The following is a 17484-nucleotide window of genomic DNA, read 5'->3' as shown; positions in this document are numbered from 1 at the left end:
TATGTTGAATTTAAGCAGTGCCACTGATAACAGTTTGAGGACCGATAGCGTTGAATTTTTTGTTCGCAACGCGCTCTCCTCCGGAGTTCTCTCACCTGCTGCTGAAACTCAAATTCATCGTTTGTTAGAGCGAGGCAGCCTGAGCGATCGCGATCGGTCTTTGGTAGCCATTCTGCGCGATGCGATCGCTGATGGTTGCATTCATCGAGAAAACGCTAGTGGTTTAGCAGGACTCAGATTTTAGGCGCAGCCATTTGCTGCCGCTGTTCTAGGTTTTCCCTTTAAGTAATAGCTAAGCTCAAACGGAAGGATTAGGCTTCTGATCACTGTGCCACTTCCAGACACAGCCAGAAATCAAATTAGTCACAATATGAGCCGCTAAAGGCACAAGCAAATTGCCTGTAATGAGAGCACTAAGCCCTAATACCGCCCCAATGGCCATAGCCCAGAGCATATAGGGCCAATTTTTAGGACTACTGAGGTGTAGTACCCCAAAACATAAGCTGGAAAGAGCTAAACCTGTCAGATCAAATCCCAACGCGGGTAGCATCACGCCACGAAACAGCAGTTCCTCGCTTAGTCCAGGCAAAAGGCCCAACCAAACCAAATCAGGCCAAGCCAAAGGCTTAATCACGAGGTCTAGATAAAGATTTGCACTTTGGCGATAAGCAGGCCAAAGGCGATAAATGATTGCGCTGGTTGCAGAAATTCCTAAGCCAAGTCCGATCCCCCAGAAGGGAGCATTTCCCATCCAATCCAGTGGTAGCAGAGGAACCCCACCCACTCGCTGCCAAATCTTGGCAACCATCAACAAAAATAAAGCTGTGACGCCCATCGCAATTAAAACTTGGACGCGGGTTAGAGTTTCGGTTTCGGGAGTTTGAGGAAGCTGATTTGCCACAAAACTAGGGAAAGGCTAAGTTACAACTCAACTACTACACCAACAGGGTCTAGAAATAGTCGATCCGTTACAGCTTAACGAAAACCTAAATTCAGTTACACCTGTTTCAGACTAGATTTCAGGCCAAGTGACGAATGGGTGCAACGTGAGGCTGAAGCATAGTCGGACTAATGCCAGCTCGATGCGCTACCAACACGCCAAGAGCCTCTAAATAAGAGCTCACTTGGATGGCTTTGATGCCCAACCGAGATGGCGGCACCCGCATTTTAGTTTGATTCTCACGCACCGTAATGATTTGAGCTTGAGAGTGGCTGAAACTTAACACAGCGCTACCACCACAGGCTGTTTCAGGGATGACGACTGCGTCCACGCGATCGCACCAGATTTCACTTTCATCCTTGATGTGGGGAGAACACTGAGTTGTAAATTGCGGCGCTCGGCTGAGTCCTGCCAACACACAAGGTAAAAAGGTGTAGCCCAACTCTTCCGCAGCAGAACGGGGAGAAATTTCTGGATCTAGGGGTAGCGGTGCCAAAGCAGGCGCATGAGCACAGGGAATTTGAAAGGTTCGGACTACCAAGTGACTGATCACCGCTTCTGCACCTGCCAAGGGATCAACGCCTTGCCCATGACGGTACTGTTGCAGCGCTTCGCTATCGACATCATCCGGAAACCGAGCCACGACTGCGATCGCCTCAGCTCGTGCCTGCGTAATCAGTCGTTCAACCGCTCGTAGCAAACTATCCGGGTTCTGAATTGTGCCCCAAGTAGCTCCCGAATCCGCAGTGCGTAACTCCACCCCTAAAGGAGCATCAGTCACGACATAATCAGTTAAGTTCAAACCTAAGGTAGCGCGAGTGGCATCGGCGGCTTGTAGCTGTCGCACTCGCAACTCTGGTTCAATGCCTTGATCAAGAACCAACCCGACTCGGTTTTGATGCACCGATCGCAAGCCCCATTGTCCTGAGGCAAACTGATCAAGCCCGTACCCCTCGACATACAGTACATTCGGTAAGGGCCAATAAAGCTGAGCGCCATTGAGCACGTTGGGGTGGGTGATCAGGCAATCCGCAACTTGGGCGATCGCTCGGGCTACAGGCAGAGCATCGCCTGCATAACCCCCGATCGCCGCTCCAATCCCGGTTGGAACAATTAGTAAAACAGTGTAGGGACGCTGAATCAAGCCGTGATTACAGTCTCAGACGTAGCTGCATCAGAGGTTACGATCGCATCAATATAGGCTTTTTGTTGCTCTACATTTACATCGGTAACTGCCCAACGCAAGGGTTGACCTCGCTTTTGCAGTTCTGCCTCAATCGCTTGATGCATCGCTACTGGGCACTCTTGCAGATCGATTTCAGCCGTAATAAAGTGGGTCGTCATAGTTGCTGATTCCAACGCTGTATTAGTTTATGCCACATTGCCGCTGAGTACGGTTAACTTTGGAGAAGTTAGCAACTGGCTACTTCTAACCTGAAGCAAGCTTTTATCTCAGAATAAGAAATTACTTGCGCTCTTGGAATTGCCCAAATTGCAGATGATATACAACGTCTTCTTTCTCAGTTTCAATCTTGAGGTCAGAGCGAGGATAAGCTACGCATAAAAGTGCATAACCTTGTTGCTGTAGCTCTTGACTAATTCCCATGCCATCACCCTGCTCAACGTTACCTTCTGTAATCTGCGCAGCACAGGTAGTGCAGACTCCAGCATTGCAAGAACTGGGCAGTTCCACGCCTGCTTCTGTAGCTACCTCCAGAACGGTGCGATCGGCTGGCACTTCTAAAGCATGGCTGTTGCCCTGATGCTGAATTTGAACTTTGTAAGTTTGGGACATAAACCAATAATGCGAGGTAAATATACCTCAACAAAACAACTACTCTTGTCTATTATTTCACGAGACGAATCGGGTATTGCATTTTTCATACTTAAGTACTTCCCATTTTAGAGCTAGAGCACAAAAAAATCCTAGGCCCTTTATCAGCTTGGAGTGACTAACGTCAGGCATTAAAATTTGCTAAATTACTTCTCATACCAAGGATTTCTGTACTCCACTAAAATCACTATGAACAATCAAAGTCTATGCGCAATTTAAGCCAAGTTTTTGAATCTAAAAAGAATAGCTTAGGGTTTTTAAGATTTTTGTTCGCAGCCCTGGTTGTGTTCTCACATTCATTTGTTTTAGGAGGCTTTGGTTCTGAAAGGATATTTAAAGTATTTCAAGGAAGCTACGGAGAACTTGCAGTTGATTGCTTCTTCATTATCAGCGGCTTCTTAATCACACGTAGCTATATTAGATCTGTATCGATCTCACGTTTTTTATGGCATCGATTTCTCAGGATATTTCCAGGTTTTTGGGTGTGTTTGTTAATAACCATTCTATTTTTTGCTCCTATTGTCTATCTTGCTACACATGGCAATCTGAATAACTATTTCCAGTCTAAAATAGACAATCCTATTAACTACATCAAGGTAAATTTCCTTCTCAGAATGAACCAATATGGCGTTGCTGGTCTCTTGAATAATATTCCGTTTCCTTCCGCCTTCAACGGCTCTCTGTGGACATTGATATATGAATTTAAGTGCTACCTAGCAATCGGCATTCTAGGCAGATTGCATATTCTAAAGTCAGCTAGAGTCTTTGTGATTGGAATATTTATATTTTTATGGGGAGGATACACATTAGAAAGTCTAATCCCTGGTACAGGAGCCAAATTTTCTAATTTACTAGCGGACAAAGAAGGTTTAAGAATGATGATGTATTTCTTTTCCGGCTCTGTTTTATTTTTATATTCAAAAGATATAATTTTTAGTACGCGTATCTTTATTTTTTCTGCTGTATTAACACTAATAAGTATAATTTGTGGCATTCATCAGCCTATCTTTGCACTTCTACTAGGTCCATCACTCTCTTACGTGATTTTTTGGCTTGCCTGTGAACTCCCTTTTAGTCATTTTGATCGATATGGAGACTTTTCTTACGGGTTATATATTTATGCGTTTCCTATACAACAAATTCTTGCCTTCTTTAAGGTTAACAAATACGGATTCTCCGTCTATTTTCTTCTTTCCTTGGGGTTAACTACTTTGCTGGCTATTCCTAGCTATCGCTGGATTGAAAAGCCATCTCTAAATTTAAGAGATTTTAAGATAAGTTCATTATTTAACACTAAGTTGATACGTCCTTTGACCAAGCTTTGAGACTGATCCAGCGGATTAGGAAGGTTATTCCCTCATTAAAAATGCGCCTGAGTTAGCTCAGACGCATTTTTAATTCCTTTTCAAGTAGGGTTTCTATTAGTGTTTAGCCAAGAGCTTCAGCTCCACCAACTACCTCTAGAATTTCCTGAGTGATCGCAGCCTGACGCGCTTTGTTGTAGGACAAAGTCAAACCACTAATCAACTCACTAGCGTTTTCACTAGCATTGTTCATGGCCGTCATTCGAGCTGCCAGTTCACTAGCCGCCGACTCTTGCAAAGCCCGTAGTAACTGATTGTTCAGATACAGAGGCAAGAGAGCATCCAAGATTTGTACTGGATCTTGCTCGAAGATCATGTCGCGAGGCAGCGCTCTGGCTTCAGCGCTAACTCTGGAGCGTTCTACTTGGAACTGTCCACCGCGACTGGTCAACCGGAAGATCTCATCATCGGGTGTCTCTAAACCCTGAGGATCAAGAGGCAACAGCGTCTGAATCACAGGCCGAGAGCTAATCAAAGACACAAAGCGGGTGTAAACCAACTCAATACGATCGACAGTCTCTGAGAGAAACAGCGACAAGATTTCATCTGCAATTTCCGAGGCTTCTTGAGCCGTGGGCACTTGCTCTAAACCTGTGTAGCTAGCGCTGATCGGTTGGTCCCGGCGCTGAAAGTACTGCGAGGATTTGCGGCCAACCATGATGAACTTGTAATCTAGGCCTTCTGCTTTCAGCTCTTTGGCCCGATTTTCAGCTCGGCGGATTACGTTGGAGTTATAAGCTCCACAGAGACCGCGATCGCCCGAAATCACTAACAGACCCACAGTACGGACTTCGCGCTTTCTCAGCAGAGGTAGGTCTACATCTTCAAACCGTAGGCGAGTTTGCAAACCGTACAGCACCTGTGCCAAGCGATCAGCAAAGGGACGGGTTGCGATTACCTGCTCTTGAGCTCGACGCACTTTAGCAGCAGCCACAAGGCGCATTGCTTCCGTGATTTTTTTGGTATTTTTGACCGACTGAATGCGATCGCGAATGACTTTGAGATTTGCCATAGTTATTTCCCTCCATTAGCGATCAGCGATTAGCCATGAGCTACTAGTGTTTGAAGACTAAGCCACCACTGGCTAACCGCTAATGGCTCATCTCCTACGCAGCTGCCATGAATGCTTGCTTCGATTCAGCGATCGCTTCCTTCAGAATTTGCTCCGCTTCAGCGTTCAGCGTCTTTTGGTTGCGAATGATTTCAGCATACTGAGGCTTGCTGGTTCTGAGATATTCCCGCAGGCTCTTTACGTAGCTGGTAACTTTATCAACAGGTACATCATCTAGATGACCGTTAATCCCTGCATAAATCAGAGCAACTTGCTCGTTCACAGGAATGGGGGAGTTTTGCGGCTGCTTCAGCAGTTCACGCAAACGCTGTCCTCTGGACAACTGGTCTTGAGTTGCTTTATCCAAGTCAGATGCAAACTGAGCAAATGCTTCTAGGTCAGCAAACTGAGCTAGTTCCAGCTTCACCTTACCAGCCACTTGCTTCATGGCTTTGATTTGAGCCGCAGAACCCACACGAGATACCGAAATACCTGCGTTTACAGCGGGGCGTAAACCTGCGTTGAACAAGTCAGAAGACAAGAAGATCTGACCATCGGTAATCGAGATTACGTTGGTAGGAATGTAAGCAGATACGTCACCTGCTTGGGTTTCGATGATGGGCAGCGCGGTCATGCTACCTTCACCTAACTCAGGGCTGAGCTTAGCTGCACGCTCTAGCAAGCGGGAGTGTAAGTAGAATACGTCTCCGGGGTAAGCTTCCCGTCCGGGTGGGCGACGCAGCAGCAAAGACATTTGGCGATACGCTTGAGCATGCTTGGACAAGTCATCGTAGACCACCAAGGTTGCTTTGCCTTTGTACATAAAGTACTCAGCCAAGGTTGCTCCGGTGTAAGGAGCCAACCACTGGAGGGTAGCGGGGTCGTTCGCGTTTGCAGCAACCACAATGGTGTAGTCGAGAGCGCCACGCTCACGCAGCACGTTCACCACGTTGGCAACGGTAGAAGCTTTCTGACCGATCGCAACGTAAACGCAGATTACATCTTCGCCCTTCTGGTTCAGGATGGTGTCAAGCGCAACCGCAGTCTTACCGGTTTGGCGGTCACCAATGATCAACTCCCGCTGGCCCCGACCGATGGGAATCATCGCATCGATCGCGGTAATCCCAGTTTGCATCGGCTCATACACAGATTTCCGCTCAATGATGCCAGGTGCAGGAGACTCTAGCAGACGAGTTTCGCTGGTCTGGATATCACCTTTGCCATCAAGAGGGCGAGCCAGAGCATCGACGACGCGACCAATCATCGCATCACCCACTGGGATCTGAGCAATTTTCCCAGTAGAAGTAACAGAACTACCTTCTTGAATGTCGCGGCCATCGCTCATCAGCACGGCACCGACGTTATCTTCTTCTAGGTTGAAGGCGATGCCGACACTCCCGTCTTGGAACTCTAGCAACTCGCTTGCCATTACCTGTTCTAGACCGTAGATCCGGGCAATGCCGTCTCCAACCTGCAATACTGTACCAACGTTGGAGACTTTAACTTCTTGGTCGTACTGCTCAATCTGCTGCCGAATAATATTGCTAATTTCGTCAGGTCTGATGCTTACCATGAGAATTGCTCTTTTACTAAGGATGAGGGATGAAGGATAGGTCGTTGTTTGAGCCTAGGCGGCACTACTCAAACGGAGAGAAATACGTCGTAGCTGACCCCGGATACTTGCATCAACCACTTGTGAACCCACCTTAATGATGACGCCACCGATTAGGTCTGGGTCAATCTTGGTTGCAAGCTCAACCTGGCGAGCATTGGTCATCGCTGTCACTTTCTCTCGCACAGATCGCTGTTGCTCTTCATTGAGCTCTACAGTAGAAATCACTTCAGCCAGAACAGTTTGGTTTTGCTTACGCAACAAAGCCTGGTACTGCTTACAAATGCCCTCAATGAAGAGAATGCGGCCTCGATCAACTAACAGGCTGAGGAAGTTGCGAGTGTAAGGATGCAATTGATCGCCAGTCACCTGCTGTAAAACTGACTTTTTTACGTCAGCCTTGGTTAGAGGATTCGCCAGAAAATTACGCAAATCTTCCGAGCTGGTCAGCAGCTCTAGTAAAGCGCTAACGTCTTCACCCACGCGGTCAACAATGTTGTTGGATTGGGCAACTGACATCAGAGCCTGAGCATAGGGCTCGACGATTTGACCCACTACAATGCTGTCTCTCATGAGTTGCCTCCTAACAGCGCAATGCTGCGATCAATCAACTGTTGTTGGGCACCGTCGTTTAAGTAGTTACCAATCTGAGATTCAACCCGCTGCACCGCCAAAGCTGCTGCTCGTTGACGCAGTTCTGCGATCGCCCGCTCTTGGTCAGCATTCGTTCCTTGAACCCCAGTGACCTGTATCACCTCCACGTCTTGTGCTGCTTGAGCCAGAATTGCTTCCTTGGCGGTTTGAGCGTTTTGCTCCGCTGTCGCCCGGATGCGTTCTGCCTCAGCTTGCGCTTGAGCTAGCTTTTGCTGTTGTCCTGCCAGAGCGGACGCAGCTTCTCGCTGGCGTTTCTCTGCATCCTGAATCGCTGTTTCAATTGCCGAGCGACGCTCTGTCAGGATACCGCCCAAGAACTTCCGCCCGAAATAGAACAGCACAAAAATAATGATGGCGAGGTTGATTAGGTTGGTTTCTAAAATATCGAAATTTAAACCAAACCCACCTTCCTCAGTTGCCTCTACCAATTCGGAGGCAGCTGCACTACCTGCCGTTGCTAGTAATAAAAAAGTCCCCATGATACTCATCCATAACTGCGCTGCTCATGCCAAAGTCTGGTCGCTAACCAGAGCTACAAACCACGACTGAAGCTGCCGCGATTCCCCGATTCCATCTCCCAACGCTTGAGCTAGATCTACTTAACCAACTGAGGGCCGAGTAGCTTTTCTAAAATCTGGCGACTGAGAGCATCAACCTGCTGCTCTAACGATTGCATCGCTACTTGCTTTTGCTGATCGAGCTCTTGCTGAGCCTGTTCTCGTTGAGCTTGGGCTTCTTGTTGTGCTGCCGCGATCATCTGAGCCGCAATTTTTTGAGCATCAGCTTGAGCCTCAGCAATAATCGCTTGAGCCTTCCGGCGGGCTTCCCCTAGCTCTTGCTCATACTGCTTGGTGAGGTGCTCTGCTTTAGCCAAGCGTTCTTTGGCCTCCGCTTGGTTGGTACGAATATACTCGTTCCGACCGTCAATCGCGTTACTCAGAGGCTTGTAAAAAATCGCGTTTAAGACGGTGGCTAGAGCCAGAAACTGCAACGCCATTAACGGTAGCGTGGCATCGAGATCGAATAACCCACCCTGTTTAGCAGTTTCCGCAGCCAGTAAAATTGTCGAATGCATCATAATTACGTGTTTCCCGTTGCCAAGCAGGGTCAAGCTTGAATTGGGCTAGAACTAGAAAATAGTTAGGTGTAGAGATGCGATCGCTGACCACATCTCTACGGAATCAGTAACCAAAAGCCTTAAGCGAAGGGGTTAGCGAACAATAGAACGAGAGCAACTACCAGACCGTAGATGGTGAGCGCTTCCATGAACGCCAAGCTGAGCAGGAGAGTACCGCGAATCTTACCTTCTGCTTCGGGCTGACGAGCAATACCTTCGACTGCTTGACCTGCAGCATTACCTTGACCGATACCAGGGCCAATTGCAGCTAGACCAACAGCTAGAGCAGCAGCCAAAACAGAAGCAGCAGAAACTAATGGATCCATGATGAGTGTCCTTATCTTGAATGCAGAAATAACAGGTGTACGTTAACTAGCAGATACGTGATTTTCACGCTGCCCTAAATCACCGATCGCAACTACTTAAACCAAGCAATTTCTGCGATAGTACCGGGCTATAGATAGGCGTAATAGGCTACGCCTCAACTGAGGGATTTAAGCGTGTCCCCCATGCTCTTCACCACCATGCCCATGCTCTTCCACAGCTTCACCAATGTAAGCGGCGGCTAGGGTTGCAAAAATCAACGCCTGAATCGCACTGGTAAACAGACCCAGCACCATCACTGGCAACGGCACGAACAGAGGAACTAAGAGTACGAGAACTCCTACAACTAGTTCATCAGCCAGAATGTTGCCAAAGAGACGGAAGCTTAGGGAGAGCGGCCTGGTGAAATCTTCCAAAATCTTGAAAGGCAACATGATGGGTACAGGCTCAACATAGTGAGCAAAGTAACCCAAGCCCTTCTTGCTAATCCCTGCGTAGAAATATGCCAAGGAGGTCAGCAAGGCAAATGCCACTGTCGTGTTGATGTCAGCAGTCGGTGCGCCCAACTCACCCTCTGATAGCTTAATCAGCTTCCAAGGAACAAGTGCACCCGACCAGTTTGACAGGAAGATAAAGAGAAATAATGTGCCAACAAACGGCACCCAGCGGCGATAGTCTTTCTCACCAATTTGAGTCTTAGCAATATCGCGAATGTATTCCAAAGCATATTCCATCAGGTTTTGCAGTCCTGACGGCACTCTTTGGACATTACGGGTTGCTGCTAAGGAAAACAGAACGAGAAGTCCAATCACAAACCAGGAGGTAATAAATACCTGCCCGTGCAACTTGAGGTTGCCGAGGTGCCAGTAAAGATGTCGTCCTACTTCCAACTCAGCTAGGCGGAAGGAGTTAAAGGCATCAAAATACAGCATGTCCATTCAGGAGGTTCCCCAGAGATTAGAGTGGAGAATTCTAAGAATCGCCCAACCTACTTGGGGTCAGGGATGAATGTAATTCGCAACACGTAAACGAGGAGCGCCACTTTATAGGTCAGAAATCCCAAAAAGATTGGGATAATTTGCAGTTGATTTAGCTGAGTTGCTATTACAATCAACCCAATAAAAAGAGCGAGCCGGGTGTTGCCCACACGCTTCTTGCTATTGCCAAGCTGCTCAACGTTTTTAGCCAACAGTCTTAAGTAAACCACACCTGTGCACGCCCCAATCAAATAGTTGAGGGCAATGTTCAGAGAATAAAAAAAACAGACAAAACCGAAGATCACTGCCGTTGCAACCAGTGTTATGACTAGCAGTTCTTGCTGTAGCCGATAATACTCCTGCATGGAGGTGTTAGGTTCTGTCGCTGGAGAATCGCTAGGTTGCAAATCTCCGCTTACAGGTGTTGGTTCCAGCGTTGGGTCTGACAAGGTCACAAAACTCTGAAACGAGTCCAGATATTTAACTTGACTGGGATCAGCCAGGACAGATCATATCACGGGGTGGTAACAATACTTAATGCTGAAAATCGAGCACTAAGATGAGGAATTCTAGATAATCTGCCTGACTGACGCTCATTCGAGCCGAAATGGCCAAATGCTTATGACTGCGCTATCGATTGACCTGGAGTGAGCAAAATCAATTGCTGGTCAACTAGCGATCGCACTTGGTCCACTTTTAATGTTAGCTCGGCCAAAATCTCTTGAACGGTCCGCTGCTGGCTTGCATTGGCATCGCAAGCTTGAATAAATTCGAACTCTGCTGCCGATAAATTCGTAATTTGATAGTCGTAGTTAAACAAGCATTGGCTGGGCCAGCCATCCATACAGGGGCTACGTTCTGGAATGGCAGCTAGTAGAGCGGCATCCTGTGACCAATCCGCTTTCGGTAGGGGGGGTCGCGCCAAGAAAAATTCGTAGTGGGTGACTGATTCAGGATCGAGCAGTTCGATCAGGCGATACTTTTCGCGATCGCTCAGTCCTTCAGCTCGTTCAACTAAGTCTGGCGCTTTGCCGAGTAATCGCTCTAGCTGCCATTGCCGAGGATTGGAGAAGCCCAAAAATTCCAATCCAGAAGCATCAATCAGCTCAAACAAAGTTTCGATGTTGTAGTCCACCTCTTGCGGATGCACGTACATATCCGCAAAGCACTCATCTTTTTGGTTTTCTAGAGACCAGCGCTCTTTTTCTCGCTTCACCAGCCGATTGTTTTCGGGTAGCGCCGCAAAAATCTGTCGTCCTACTTGCACGCCATCTTTGTAGTCGCCTCGGCGATCGCCTTGCAGCAGCGCGATCGCTTTTTGCATTAGTTGAATTTCCCAACGTCCCAATTCAGCGTAGACGAATATATGCATCAAACCGCCGGGAGCGAGTTTAGGAGCCAATGCTTGAATGCCACGAATCGGGTCAGGCAAATGGTGCAGTACGCCCACACAGTTGATCAGGTCAAATTCTCCTAGAACTTGAGCCACGTCATAAATGCTGAGGTGATGAAATTCCACGCGATCGGCTCCAGATCGCTGACAGCGTTCTTTGGCAACGGCTAGCGTCCCAGCGCTGAGATCAATCCCAACCACTTGAGCTTGTGGATTCAAATGCACTAAATATTCGGTGCCTACGCCAGAGCCACAGCCTGCGTCCAAAATCCGTACATTTTGCTTTTGAGGTTTTTGCCCAGTACAAAAGTTGTAGGCTGCCACCCAGTTCCAGCGCCAGTTGTAGCCCGGAGGTGGTTCATCCAGCAGTGGTTCTGGGGGAAATGGGTAAGTATCGTAGAGTTTGGCAACCGCAGCGCTAACCGTTTGAGAATCTGACATGATGAGCAAAATCGCAGCAAGATTGAGTTTAGCGAATGTCTTGGCGTTGTTACAGGGGTGAGGAGTTAGAGGTGAGTAGTCAGAAGTCAGGAGCCAGAATTTTAGAAGTTAGAAGTTGAGAGCCAAAAAAGCTAAAAAACAAAAACCAGTTTTTCTAACTCCTGACTCCTAACTCTCGCCTTCTATATATCGCCCTCTGTCACGTAAAGAAACATTAAGTTTCCCCTTCTAATTGCTGAGATAGCTGTTTTCAATTCAGTTGCGATCGCCTCTCATATTTCCAAAATCGCAAAACGGTTGAATGCCTTATGGGGTCAGAGGAATTTGTCACGAGTGACTAAAACCAAAGTAACAAAACTTATCTTTTTTCTCAGGTGTCTTACCTAGATCTCGTATGATCGCACCGTAAACCTATCAACAGGACTCTACACACTTTTTAATAAAGCCCTGTGGAGCGTCCGAAACGTTTTAATCTAAAAACTGAGCTGGTTGACCCTAGGCAGTCGTTTTATTAACTTTTTCCAGAAGCCTTGTTCTTTTGTTGAATGAACCTCGTAGAGAATCGGCTTGTGGATGGTTGCCAAGTGGCACTCTGGTCAGGTTCAACGCATTAATGATCTGAAGGGAGCTTTTGAAATCCAATGAGTGTTAAGGCAAGTGGTGGAAGCTCGGTTGCGCGCCCGCAACTTTATCAAACCGTACCAGTTGCAACAATTTCGCAAGCTGAACAGCAAGACCGCTTTTTAGGCACGACCGAGTTGGGCGAGCTAACAAGCTATTTCAACTCTGGACTCAAACGCCTCGAAATTGCAGAAACGTTAACTCAAAATTCAGAAATTATCGTTTCTCGTGCCGCTAACCGCATTTTCGTCGGTGGTTCACCGATGGCTTACCTGGAGAAGCCTAGGGAAACCGCGATGGCGACTGCTGGCGGCATGGAAGTTGGTGATGTTCGAGAAGCTATGAAGCTGGGTACCGCGACTTATGTATCTAGCGGTGGTGGCTTCTTAGAGGGATTGCGATCGCTATTTAGCGCTTCTGGTGGTGGCCCAGCCCCAGCAAACTTTAGGCCCATTAACGTCGCCCGTTATGGCCCTAGCAACATGCAAAAGTCTCTCAGAGACTTGAGCTGGTTCCTACGCTATGTGACCTACGCGATCGTCGCTGGCGACCCCAACATCATTGCAGTCAACACCCGTGGCTTGCGAGAAATCATCGAGAATGCTTGCTCTGGTGAAGCAACCATTGTGGCGTTGCAAGAAATGCGCCAAGCAGCCCTGGGTTACTTCCGCAAAGATGAGAACGGAACCAATGTTGTCAGTCAGTACTTCGATGTCTTAATCAACGAATTTAAGGCTCCTAGCCCCTCTGACAAAATCCGTCAACGCCAATCTGGTGATTTGCAAGGGCTACAACTGCCTCAGATCTACTTCAATGCTGCTGAGCGTAGACCCAAGTATGCAATGAAGCCGGGTCTTTCTGCTTCTGAGAAACAAGAAATTGTTAAAGCAGCTTATCGCCAAGTATTTGAGCGTGATATTACCCGCGCTTACTCGTTATCCATTTCTGACCTAGAGTCCAAGGTTAAGAATGGCGACATTTCCATGAGGGAATTTGTTCGCCGCTTGGGTAAATCACCTCTATATCGCAAAAACTTTTTTGAACCCTATATCAATAGCCGCGCTCTAGAACTAGCATTCCGCCACTTCCTCGGTCGGGGTCCTAGCAGTCGCGAAGAAGTACAGAATTACTTCTCTATCGTTTCCAAGGGTGGTTTGTCGGCTCTCGTCGATGCCTTAGTAGACTCTCAGGAGTACTCTGACTACTTTGGGGAAGAAACCGTACCCTACCTACGCGGTTTGGGTCAGGAAGCTCAAGAGTGTCGTAACTGGGGACCCCAGCAAGACCTGTTTAACTACAGCGCTCCCTTCCGCAAGGTGCCTCAGTTCCTTACAACCTTTGCAGGGTACGATCGCCCACTACCTGACCAACACCCTTACGGCTCTGGTAACGATCCCCTCGAAATCCAATTCGGTGCCATCTTCCCGAAAGAGACTCGCAACCCCAGCGCTAGTCCCGCTCCTTTCGGTAAAGATACTCGCCGGATCTTAATCAACCGTGGTCCTGGCATCAACAACCAGCTCAGCAACCCAGCCGCCAGAGGAATTGCTCCTGGAACTTTAGGGCCCAAGGTATTCAAGCTAGATCAGCTGCCCAGCTTTAGTGGCAAGCGCTACGACAAAAACGCCAGCATCAAGTTTGCTGAAAGCTCCACTCAGAAAGTCATTCGCGCTGCTTACTTACAAGTCTTTGGTCGCGATGTGTACGAAGGCCAACGCCTCAAAGTCTCGGAAATCAAGCTGGAAAATGGCGAGATTACAGTCCGGGAGTTTGTCCGTCAGTTGGCGAAGTCTGATCTCTTCCGGAAGCTTTACTGGACCTCACTCTATGTCACCAAGGCGATCGAGTACATTCATCGCCGCTTGCTAGGTCGTCCTACTTACGGTCGTCAAGAAACCAACAAGTACTTCGATATCTGCGCCAAGAAAGGTTTTTATGCTCTGGTCGATGCCATCCTCGACAGCCCAGAGTACAGCGAAGCTTTTGGGGAAGATACCATTCCTTATGAGCGCTATGTTACCCCTGGTGGCTTAGCTCTTCGTTCTGTGCGGGTTGGCAGCATTGGTGAAACTGGCGCGAGAGTTCAGACTGATGAAGCGCCAAGATTTGTGGAGCTGGGCGAAGTTAAACAAGTACGGACAGAACCCGATCTGCAATTCCGCATTAACCAAGGCGTCAATAAGCAACGCGAACAGACGAAAGTCTTTAAGCTCACTACCACCACGGATAAAACAGCTTTGCCAGTTGTGATTCGTGCTGCTTATCGGCAAATTTTCGAGCGTGACATCGAGCCGTACATTCTACAGAACGAATTCACCGCTCTAGAAAGCAAACTTGGTAACGGCGAGATCAACCTCAAGGAATTTATTGAAGCCTTAGGTGGTTCTAGACTGTATATCAAAGAGTTCTACACTCCCTACCCCAACACCAAGGTAATTGAGTTAGGAACGAAGCACTTCTTAGGCCGTGCCCCTAAGGACCAAGCCGAAATTCGGAAGTATAACCAGCTCTTGGCATCTGAAGGCATCCGGGGCTTTGTTGGGGCAATGGTCAACAGCGCTGAGTATGGGCAGCTCTTTGGTGAAGACACGGTGCCCTACCGCCGCTTTCCCACTTTGCCTGCTGCTAACTTCCCCAACACTGAAAAGCTCTATAACCAACTCACAAAGCAAAACGATGACTTGGTTGTACCCAGCTTTGAGCCAGTCAAGTCCCGCATGGACATCACCAAAATGCCGTTGATGTCTAAGAGCATGGCTGATTTGGCTACCAAAGCTCGTCAGATGGACAAGACGCAGCCTCTCTTCCTAGAGCTGGGTCGCTCCTTTACTAATGGATCGGGCCAATCTGTAGAAGTAGGCGTGGGTACGTCTCGCCGCAAACCCGCCCGGATTTATCGCATGAATCCTGGTATGGACCAAACGGAAACAGCCAACGTCATTAATGCCATCTACTGCCAGGTGTTGGATGTCTTTAGCGGCCAAGTTCCGGCAGAATTCCGCCGCTCTGAGTTAGAAAGCAAACTGCGGAACAGCGAAATTCCTGTGCGGGAGTTTGTTCGAGCTTTAGCTAGCTCTGACATCTACCGTCGTCGTTTCTACACGCCCTATCCCAATACGAAGGTGATTGAGTTCCTCTTCCGTCACATCCTGGGACGCGCCCCAGCGACTCAAGCAGAGATTCGTCAGTACAACAAGTTGTTGGCTGATCAAGGTCTCAAGGGTGCGGTAGAAGCAATGGTAGATAGCCCAGAATACGCACGCTACTTCGGTGAGGACGTAGTTCCCTACAAGCGCTTCCCGACTCTGCCCGCTGGTAACTACTTGGGTAGCATCAAAGCAGATGCTGACTTGGTGAAGCAATCCTGGTCTGATTTATCTCCTTCCTACCTAGGCGGACGTTCTCGCAACGTTTAGTCGCTCTAGCGAGTCGGTAGGTACACTCCGGCAATTTTTCTAACCTACTCACATACAAATGGGTAGGTTAGAAGCTCTCATTTACTGAATAACGATTCATAGATCTACCTAGCGGGCATTGGCGATTTCTCGATCCCAATGGCTCGCTATTTCTGCTGTGTATCTGTGAGAGATGGTTGATAGGCTGCGTAATATTCCTAAGGGGAAAGCTGAGGGTAATATTACAAACTATTACGAACAACCTTAGAATGTGAACCTGATGCCGCAAAATATTTGCGGAAGGCAGATTGTTGAGTTGCAAAAATTTGCTGATTGCCAAATCCTGCTAGGGCAACTTTGCAAGTAAGCACTCAGCCGTCTTGAATTACAAATGCCAGTTTAGACACGTCTGGTTACTTTTTCTTTTGGAGGAATCCATCAATGAGTATTGTCACGAAATCCATCGTGAATGCTGATGCTGAAGCTCGCTACCTCAGCCCTGGCGAACTAGATCGGATCAAGAGCTTTGTGACCTCTGGTGAGCGTCGTCTCCGCATCGCTCAAGTTTTGACCGATTCTCGTGAGCGCATCGTTAAGCAAGCTGGCGACCAACTGTTCCAAAAGCGCCCTGATGTTGTTTCTCCTGGTGGAAACGCTTACGGCGAAGAGCTAACCGCTACCTGCCTGCGTGACCTCGACTACTACCTCCGTCTAGTAACCTACGGAATCGTTTCTGGCGATGTGACTCCCATCGAAGAAATCGGTATCGTTGGTGTTCGTGAGATGTACAAGTCTCTGGGTACTCCCGTGGATGGCGTTGCTGAAGGTATCCGCGGCCTGAAGAACGTTGCTACTTCTCTGTTGTCTGGTGAAGACGCTGCTGAAGCTGGCTCCTACTTCGACTACGTGATCGGTGCAATGCAGTAAGGTTTTGACCTTGCCTACGCACAGTCAAATACTTTTCGAGATTACGTGATTTAAGGAAGCAAAACCATGCAAGACGCAATTACTGCTGTTATTAACTCTTCTGACGTTCAAGGTAAGTACCTAGACACCGCTTCTTTGGAAAAGCTCAAGGGCTACTTCCAATCTGGTGAACTGCGCGTTCGTGCAGCTACCACCATCAGCGCTAACGCAGCTGCGATCGTGAAGGAAGCTGTTGCTAAGTCTTTGTTGTACTCTGACATCACTCGTCCCGGTGGTAACATGTACACCACTCGTCGCTATGCTGCTTGCATCCGCGACTTGGACTACTACCTCCGCTATGCAACCTACGCAATGCTAGCTGGCGATCCTTCCATCCTCGATGAGCGCGTGCTCAACGGTTTGAAGGAAACCTACAACTCCTTGGGTGTACCCATCGCTGCTACTGTACAAGCTATCCAAGCAATCAAAGAAGTGACTGCTAGCTTGGTTGGTGCAGATGCTGGTAAGGAAATGGGTGTTTACCTCGACTACATCTCCTCTGGCTTGAGCTAATCGCTAGATTCTGAGTTCTGAGTGCTGAGTTAGCTTTAATTCAAACTCAAAGCTCAACCCCTTCTGTAAGGTCTGGGAAGTCTAGAGTGAGTGCTAGCTTGTTAAAGACTTGTCTAACTCATAAGTAGATTGGTTTTAGCGGTCTAGTATTGACTCTCGACTCCCAGCCTTCAGCATATTTAGAGGATTTTTGGGGTCTTGCGATCGCCCCTCTATATCGAGAAGCTTTGATTTTTATTCGCTATTACATTCGTGATTTAAGCGATCGCATCACGTTTTAGC

At 48.0% G+C, this 17484-nt stretch carries 19 protein-coding genes; 6 read left to right on the top strand and 13 right to left on the bottom strand.

What is annotated here, in order from left to right:
* The first annotated feature begins 1 nt into the window (after position 1).
* A complete protein-coding gene (locus tag H6F72_RS03190; RefSeq protein ID WP_190431728.1) occupies positions 2-244 on the top strand; it encodes a hypothetical protein in 243 nt (80 codons plus the stop codon).
* A 54-nt stretch (positions 245-298) separates the two neighbouring features.
* Here the strand turns inward: H6F72_RS03190 and H6F72_RS03185 are convergent, their stop codons facing one another.
* The 4 genes from H6F72_RS03185 to H6F72_RS03170 all read right to left on the bottom strand — a co-directional run bounded on the left by H6F72_RS03185 (position 299) and on the right by H6F72_RS03170 (position 2735).
* The gene (locus H6F72_RS03185; RefSeq protein ID WP_190431727.1) at positions 299-901 is read right to left on the bottom strand and encodes a type II CAAX prenyl endopeptidase Rce1 family protein; all 603 of its coding nucleotides are present in this window, start codon (positions 899-901) and stop codon (positions 299-301) included.
* 118 nt (positions 902-1019) lie between these two features.
* The gene (locus H6F72_RS03180; RefSeq protein WP_190431725.1) at positions 1020-2084 is read right to left on the bottom strand and encodes a DUF3326 domain-containing protein; all 1065 of its coding nucleotides are present in this window, start codon (positions 2082-2084) and stop codon (positions 1020-1022) included.
* Positions 2081-2284 (bottom strand): hypothetical protein, encoded by a 204-nt coding sequence (locus H6F72_RS03175; protein WP_190431723.1) that lies wholly within the window; start codon positions 2282-2284, stop codon positions 2081-2083. The genes H6F72_RS03180 and H6F72_RS03175 overlap by 4 nt, the downstream gene beginning before the upstream one ends.
* 121 nt (positions 2285-2405) lie before the next feature.
* The gene (locus tag H6F72_RS03170; RefSeq protein ID WP_190431721.1) at positions 2406-2735 is read right to left on the bottom strand and encodes a 2Fe-2S iron-sulfur cluster-binding protein; all 330 of its coding nucleotides are present in this window, start codon (positions 2733-2735) and stop codon (positions 2406-2408) included.
* A gap of 245 nt (positions 2736-2980) precedes the next feature.
* Here H6F72_RS03170 and H6F72_RS03165 point away from each other — a divergent pair, with 245 nt between their 5' ends.
* A complete protein-coding gene (locus H6F72_RS03165) occupies positions 2981-4099 on the top strand; it encodes an acyltransferase (RefSeq protein ID WP_190431720.1) in 1119 nt (372 codons plus the stop codon).
* Positions 4100-4202: 103 nt separating this feature from the next.
* On the opposite strand, the gene H6F72_RS03160 is transcribed toward H6F72_RS03165, so the two are convergent.
* The 9 genes from H6F72_RS03160 to H6F72_RS03120 form a co-directional block, all read right to left on the bottom strand.
* Positions 4203-5150 carry a F0F1 ATP synthase subunit gamma gene (locus H6F72_RS03160; RefSeq protein WP_190431718.1) on the bottom strand — a complete coding sequence of 316 codons (948 nt, stop codon included), beginning with the start codon at positions 5148-5150 and terminating at the stop codon, positions 4203-4205.
* Positions 5151-5244: 94 nt separating this feature from the next.
* Positions 5245-6762: a F0F1 ATP synthase subunit alpha gene (gene atpA / locus H6F72_RS03155; protein WP_190431716.1), complete on the bottom strand. Its 1518-nt coding sequence runs from the start codon at positions 6760-6762 to the stop codon at positions 5245-5247.
* A gap of 54 nt (positions 6763-6816) precedes the next feature.
* Entirely contained in the window at positions 6817-7374 is a 558-nt protein-coding gene (atpH, locus tag H6F72_RS03150) for an ATP synthase F1 subunit delta (protein ID WP_190431714.1), read from the bottom strand.
* Complete coding sequence (locus tag H6F72_RS03145) at positions 7371-7934, bottom strand: F0F1 ATP synthase subunit B (protein WP_190431712.1); 564 nt, start codon at positions 7932-7934, stop codon at positions 7371-7373. The genes atpH and H6F72_RS03145 overlap by 4 nt, the downstream gene beginning before the upstream one ends.
* 116 nt (positions 7935-8050) lie before the next feature.
* On the bottom strand, positions 8051-8533 hold the full coding sequence (locus tag H6F72_RS03140) for a F0F1 ATP synthase subunit B' (RefSeq protein WP_190431710.1): 483 nt from the start codon (positions 8531-8533) through the stop codon (positions 8051-8053).
* Positions 8534-8652: 119 nt separating this feature from the next.
* On the bottom strand, positions 8653-8898 hold the full coding sequence (gene atpE, locus H6F72_RS03135) for an ATP synthase F0 subunit C (RefSeq protein ID WP_010994186.1): 246 nt from the start codon (positions 8896-8898) through the stop codon (positions 8653-8655).
* Between the two features lie 168 nt (positions 8899-9066).
* Positions 9067-9828, bottom strand: coding sequence for a F0F1 ATP synthase subunit A (gene atpB / locus H6F72_RS03130; protein ID WP_190432021.1), 762 nt, complete (start codon positions 9826-9828; stop codon positions 9067-9069).
* Between the two features lie 56 nt (positions 9829-9884).
* Complete coding sequence (locus tag H6F72_RS03125) at positions 9885-10328, bottom strand: ATP synthase subunit I (RefSeq protein WP_348252011.1); 444 nt, start codon at positions 10326-10328, stop codon at positions 9885-9887.
* A gap of 164 nt (positions 10329-10492) precedes the next feature.
* Positions 10493-11707 carry a bifunctional 2-polyprenyl-6-hydroxyphenol methylase/3-demethylubiquinol 3-O-methyltransferase UbiG gene (locus H6F72_RS03120; RefSeq protein WP_190431706.1) on the bottom strand — a complete coding sequence of 405 codons (1215 nt, stop codon included), beginning with the start codon at positions 11705-11707 and terminating at the stop codon, positions 10493-10495.
* A 641-nt stretch (positions 11708-12348) separates the two neighbouring features.
* Here H6F72_RS03120 and H6F72_RS03115 point away from each other — a divergent pair.
* The 4 genes from H6F72_RS03115 (at position 12349) to H6F72_RS30690 (ending at position 17483) form a co-directional block, all read left to right on the top strand.
* Positions 12349-15744 carry a phycobilisome rod-core linker polypeptide gene (locus H6F72_RS03115; protein WP_190431704.1) on the top strand — a complete coding sequence of 1132 codons (3396 nt, stop codon included), beginning with the start codon at positions 12349-12351 and terminating at the stop codon, positions 15742-15744.
* Between the two features lie 420 nt (positions 15745-16164).
* Positions 16165-16650 carry an allophycocyanin subunit alpha gene (gene apcA / locus H6F72_RS03110; RefSeq protein ID WP_190431701.1) on the top strand — a complete coding sequence of 162 codons (486 nt, stop codon included), beginning with the start codon at positions 16165-16167 and terminating at the stop codon, positions 16648-16650.
* 66 nt (positions 16651-16716) lie between these two features.
* Positions 16717-17202: an allophycocyanin subunit beta gene (gene apcB, locus H6F72_RS03105; protein ID WP_190431699.1), complete on the top strand. Its 486-nt coding sequence runs from the start codon at positions 16717-16719 to the stop codon at positions 17200-17202.
* 149 nt (positions 17203-17351) lie between these two features.
* Positions 17352-17483 (top strand): hypothetical protein, encoded by a 132-nt coding sequence (locus tag H6F72_RS30690; protein ID WP_255524960.1) that lies wholly within the window; start codon positions 17352-17354, stop codon positions 17481-17483.
* Position 17484: the final 1 nt, after the last annotated feature.

The sequence above is a fragment of the Trichocoleus sp. FACHB-46 genome, from assembly GCF_014695385.1.
Classification (GTDB): domain Bacteria; phylum Cyanobacteriota; class Cyanobacteriia; order FACHB-46; family FACHB-46; genus Trichocoleus.
Note: the sequence above shows the minus strand (reverse complement) of the source record. Positions and strands in the feature narration are given on the sequence as shown.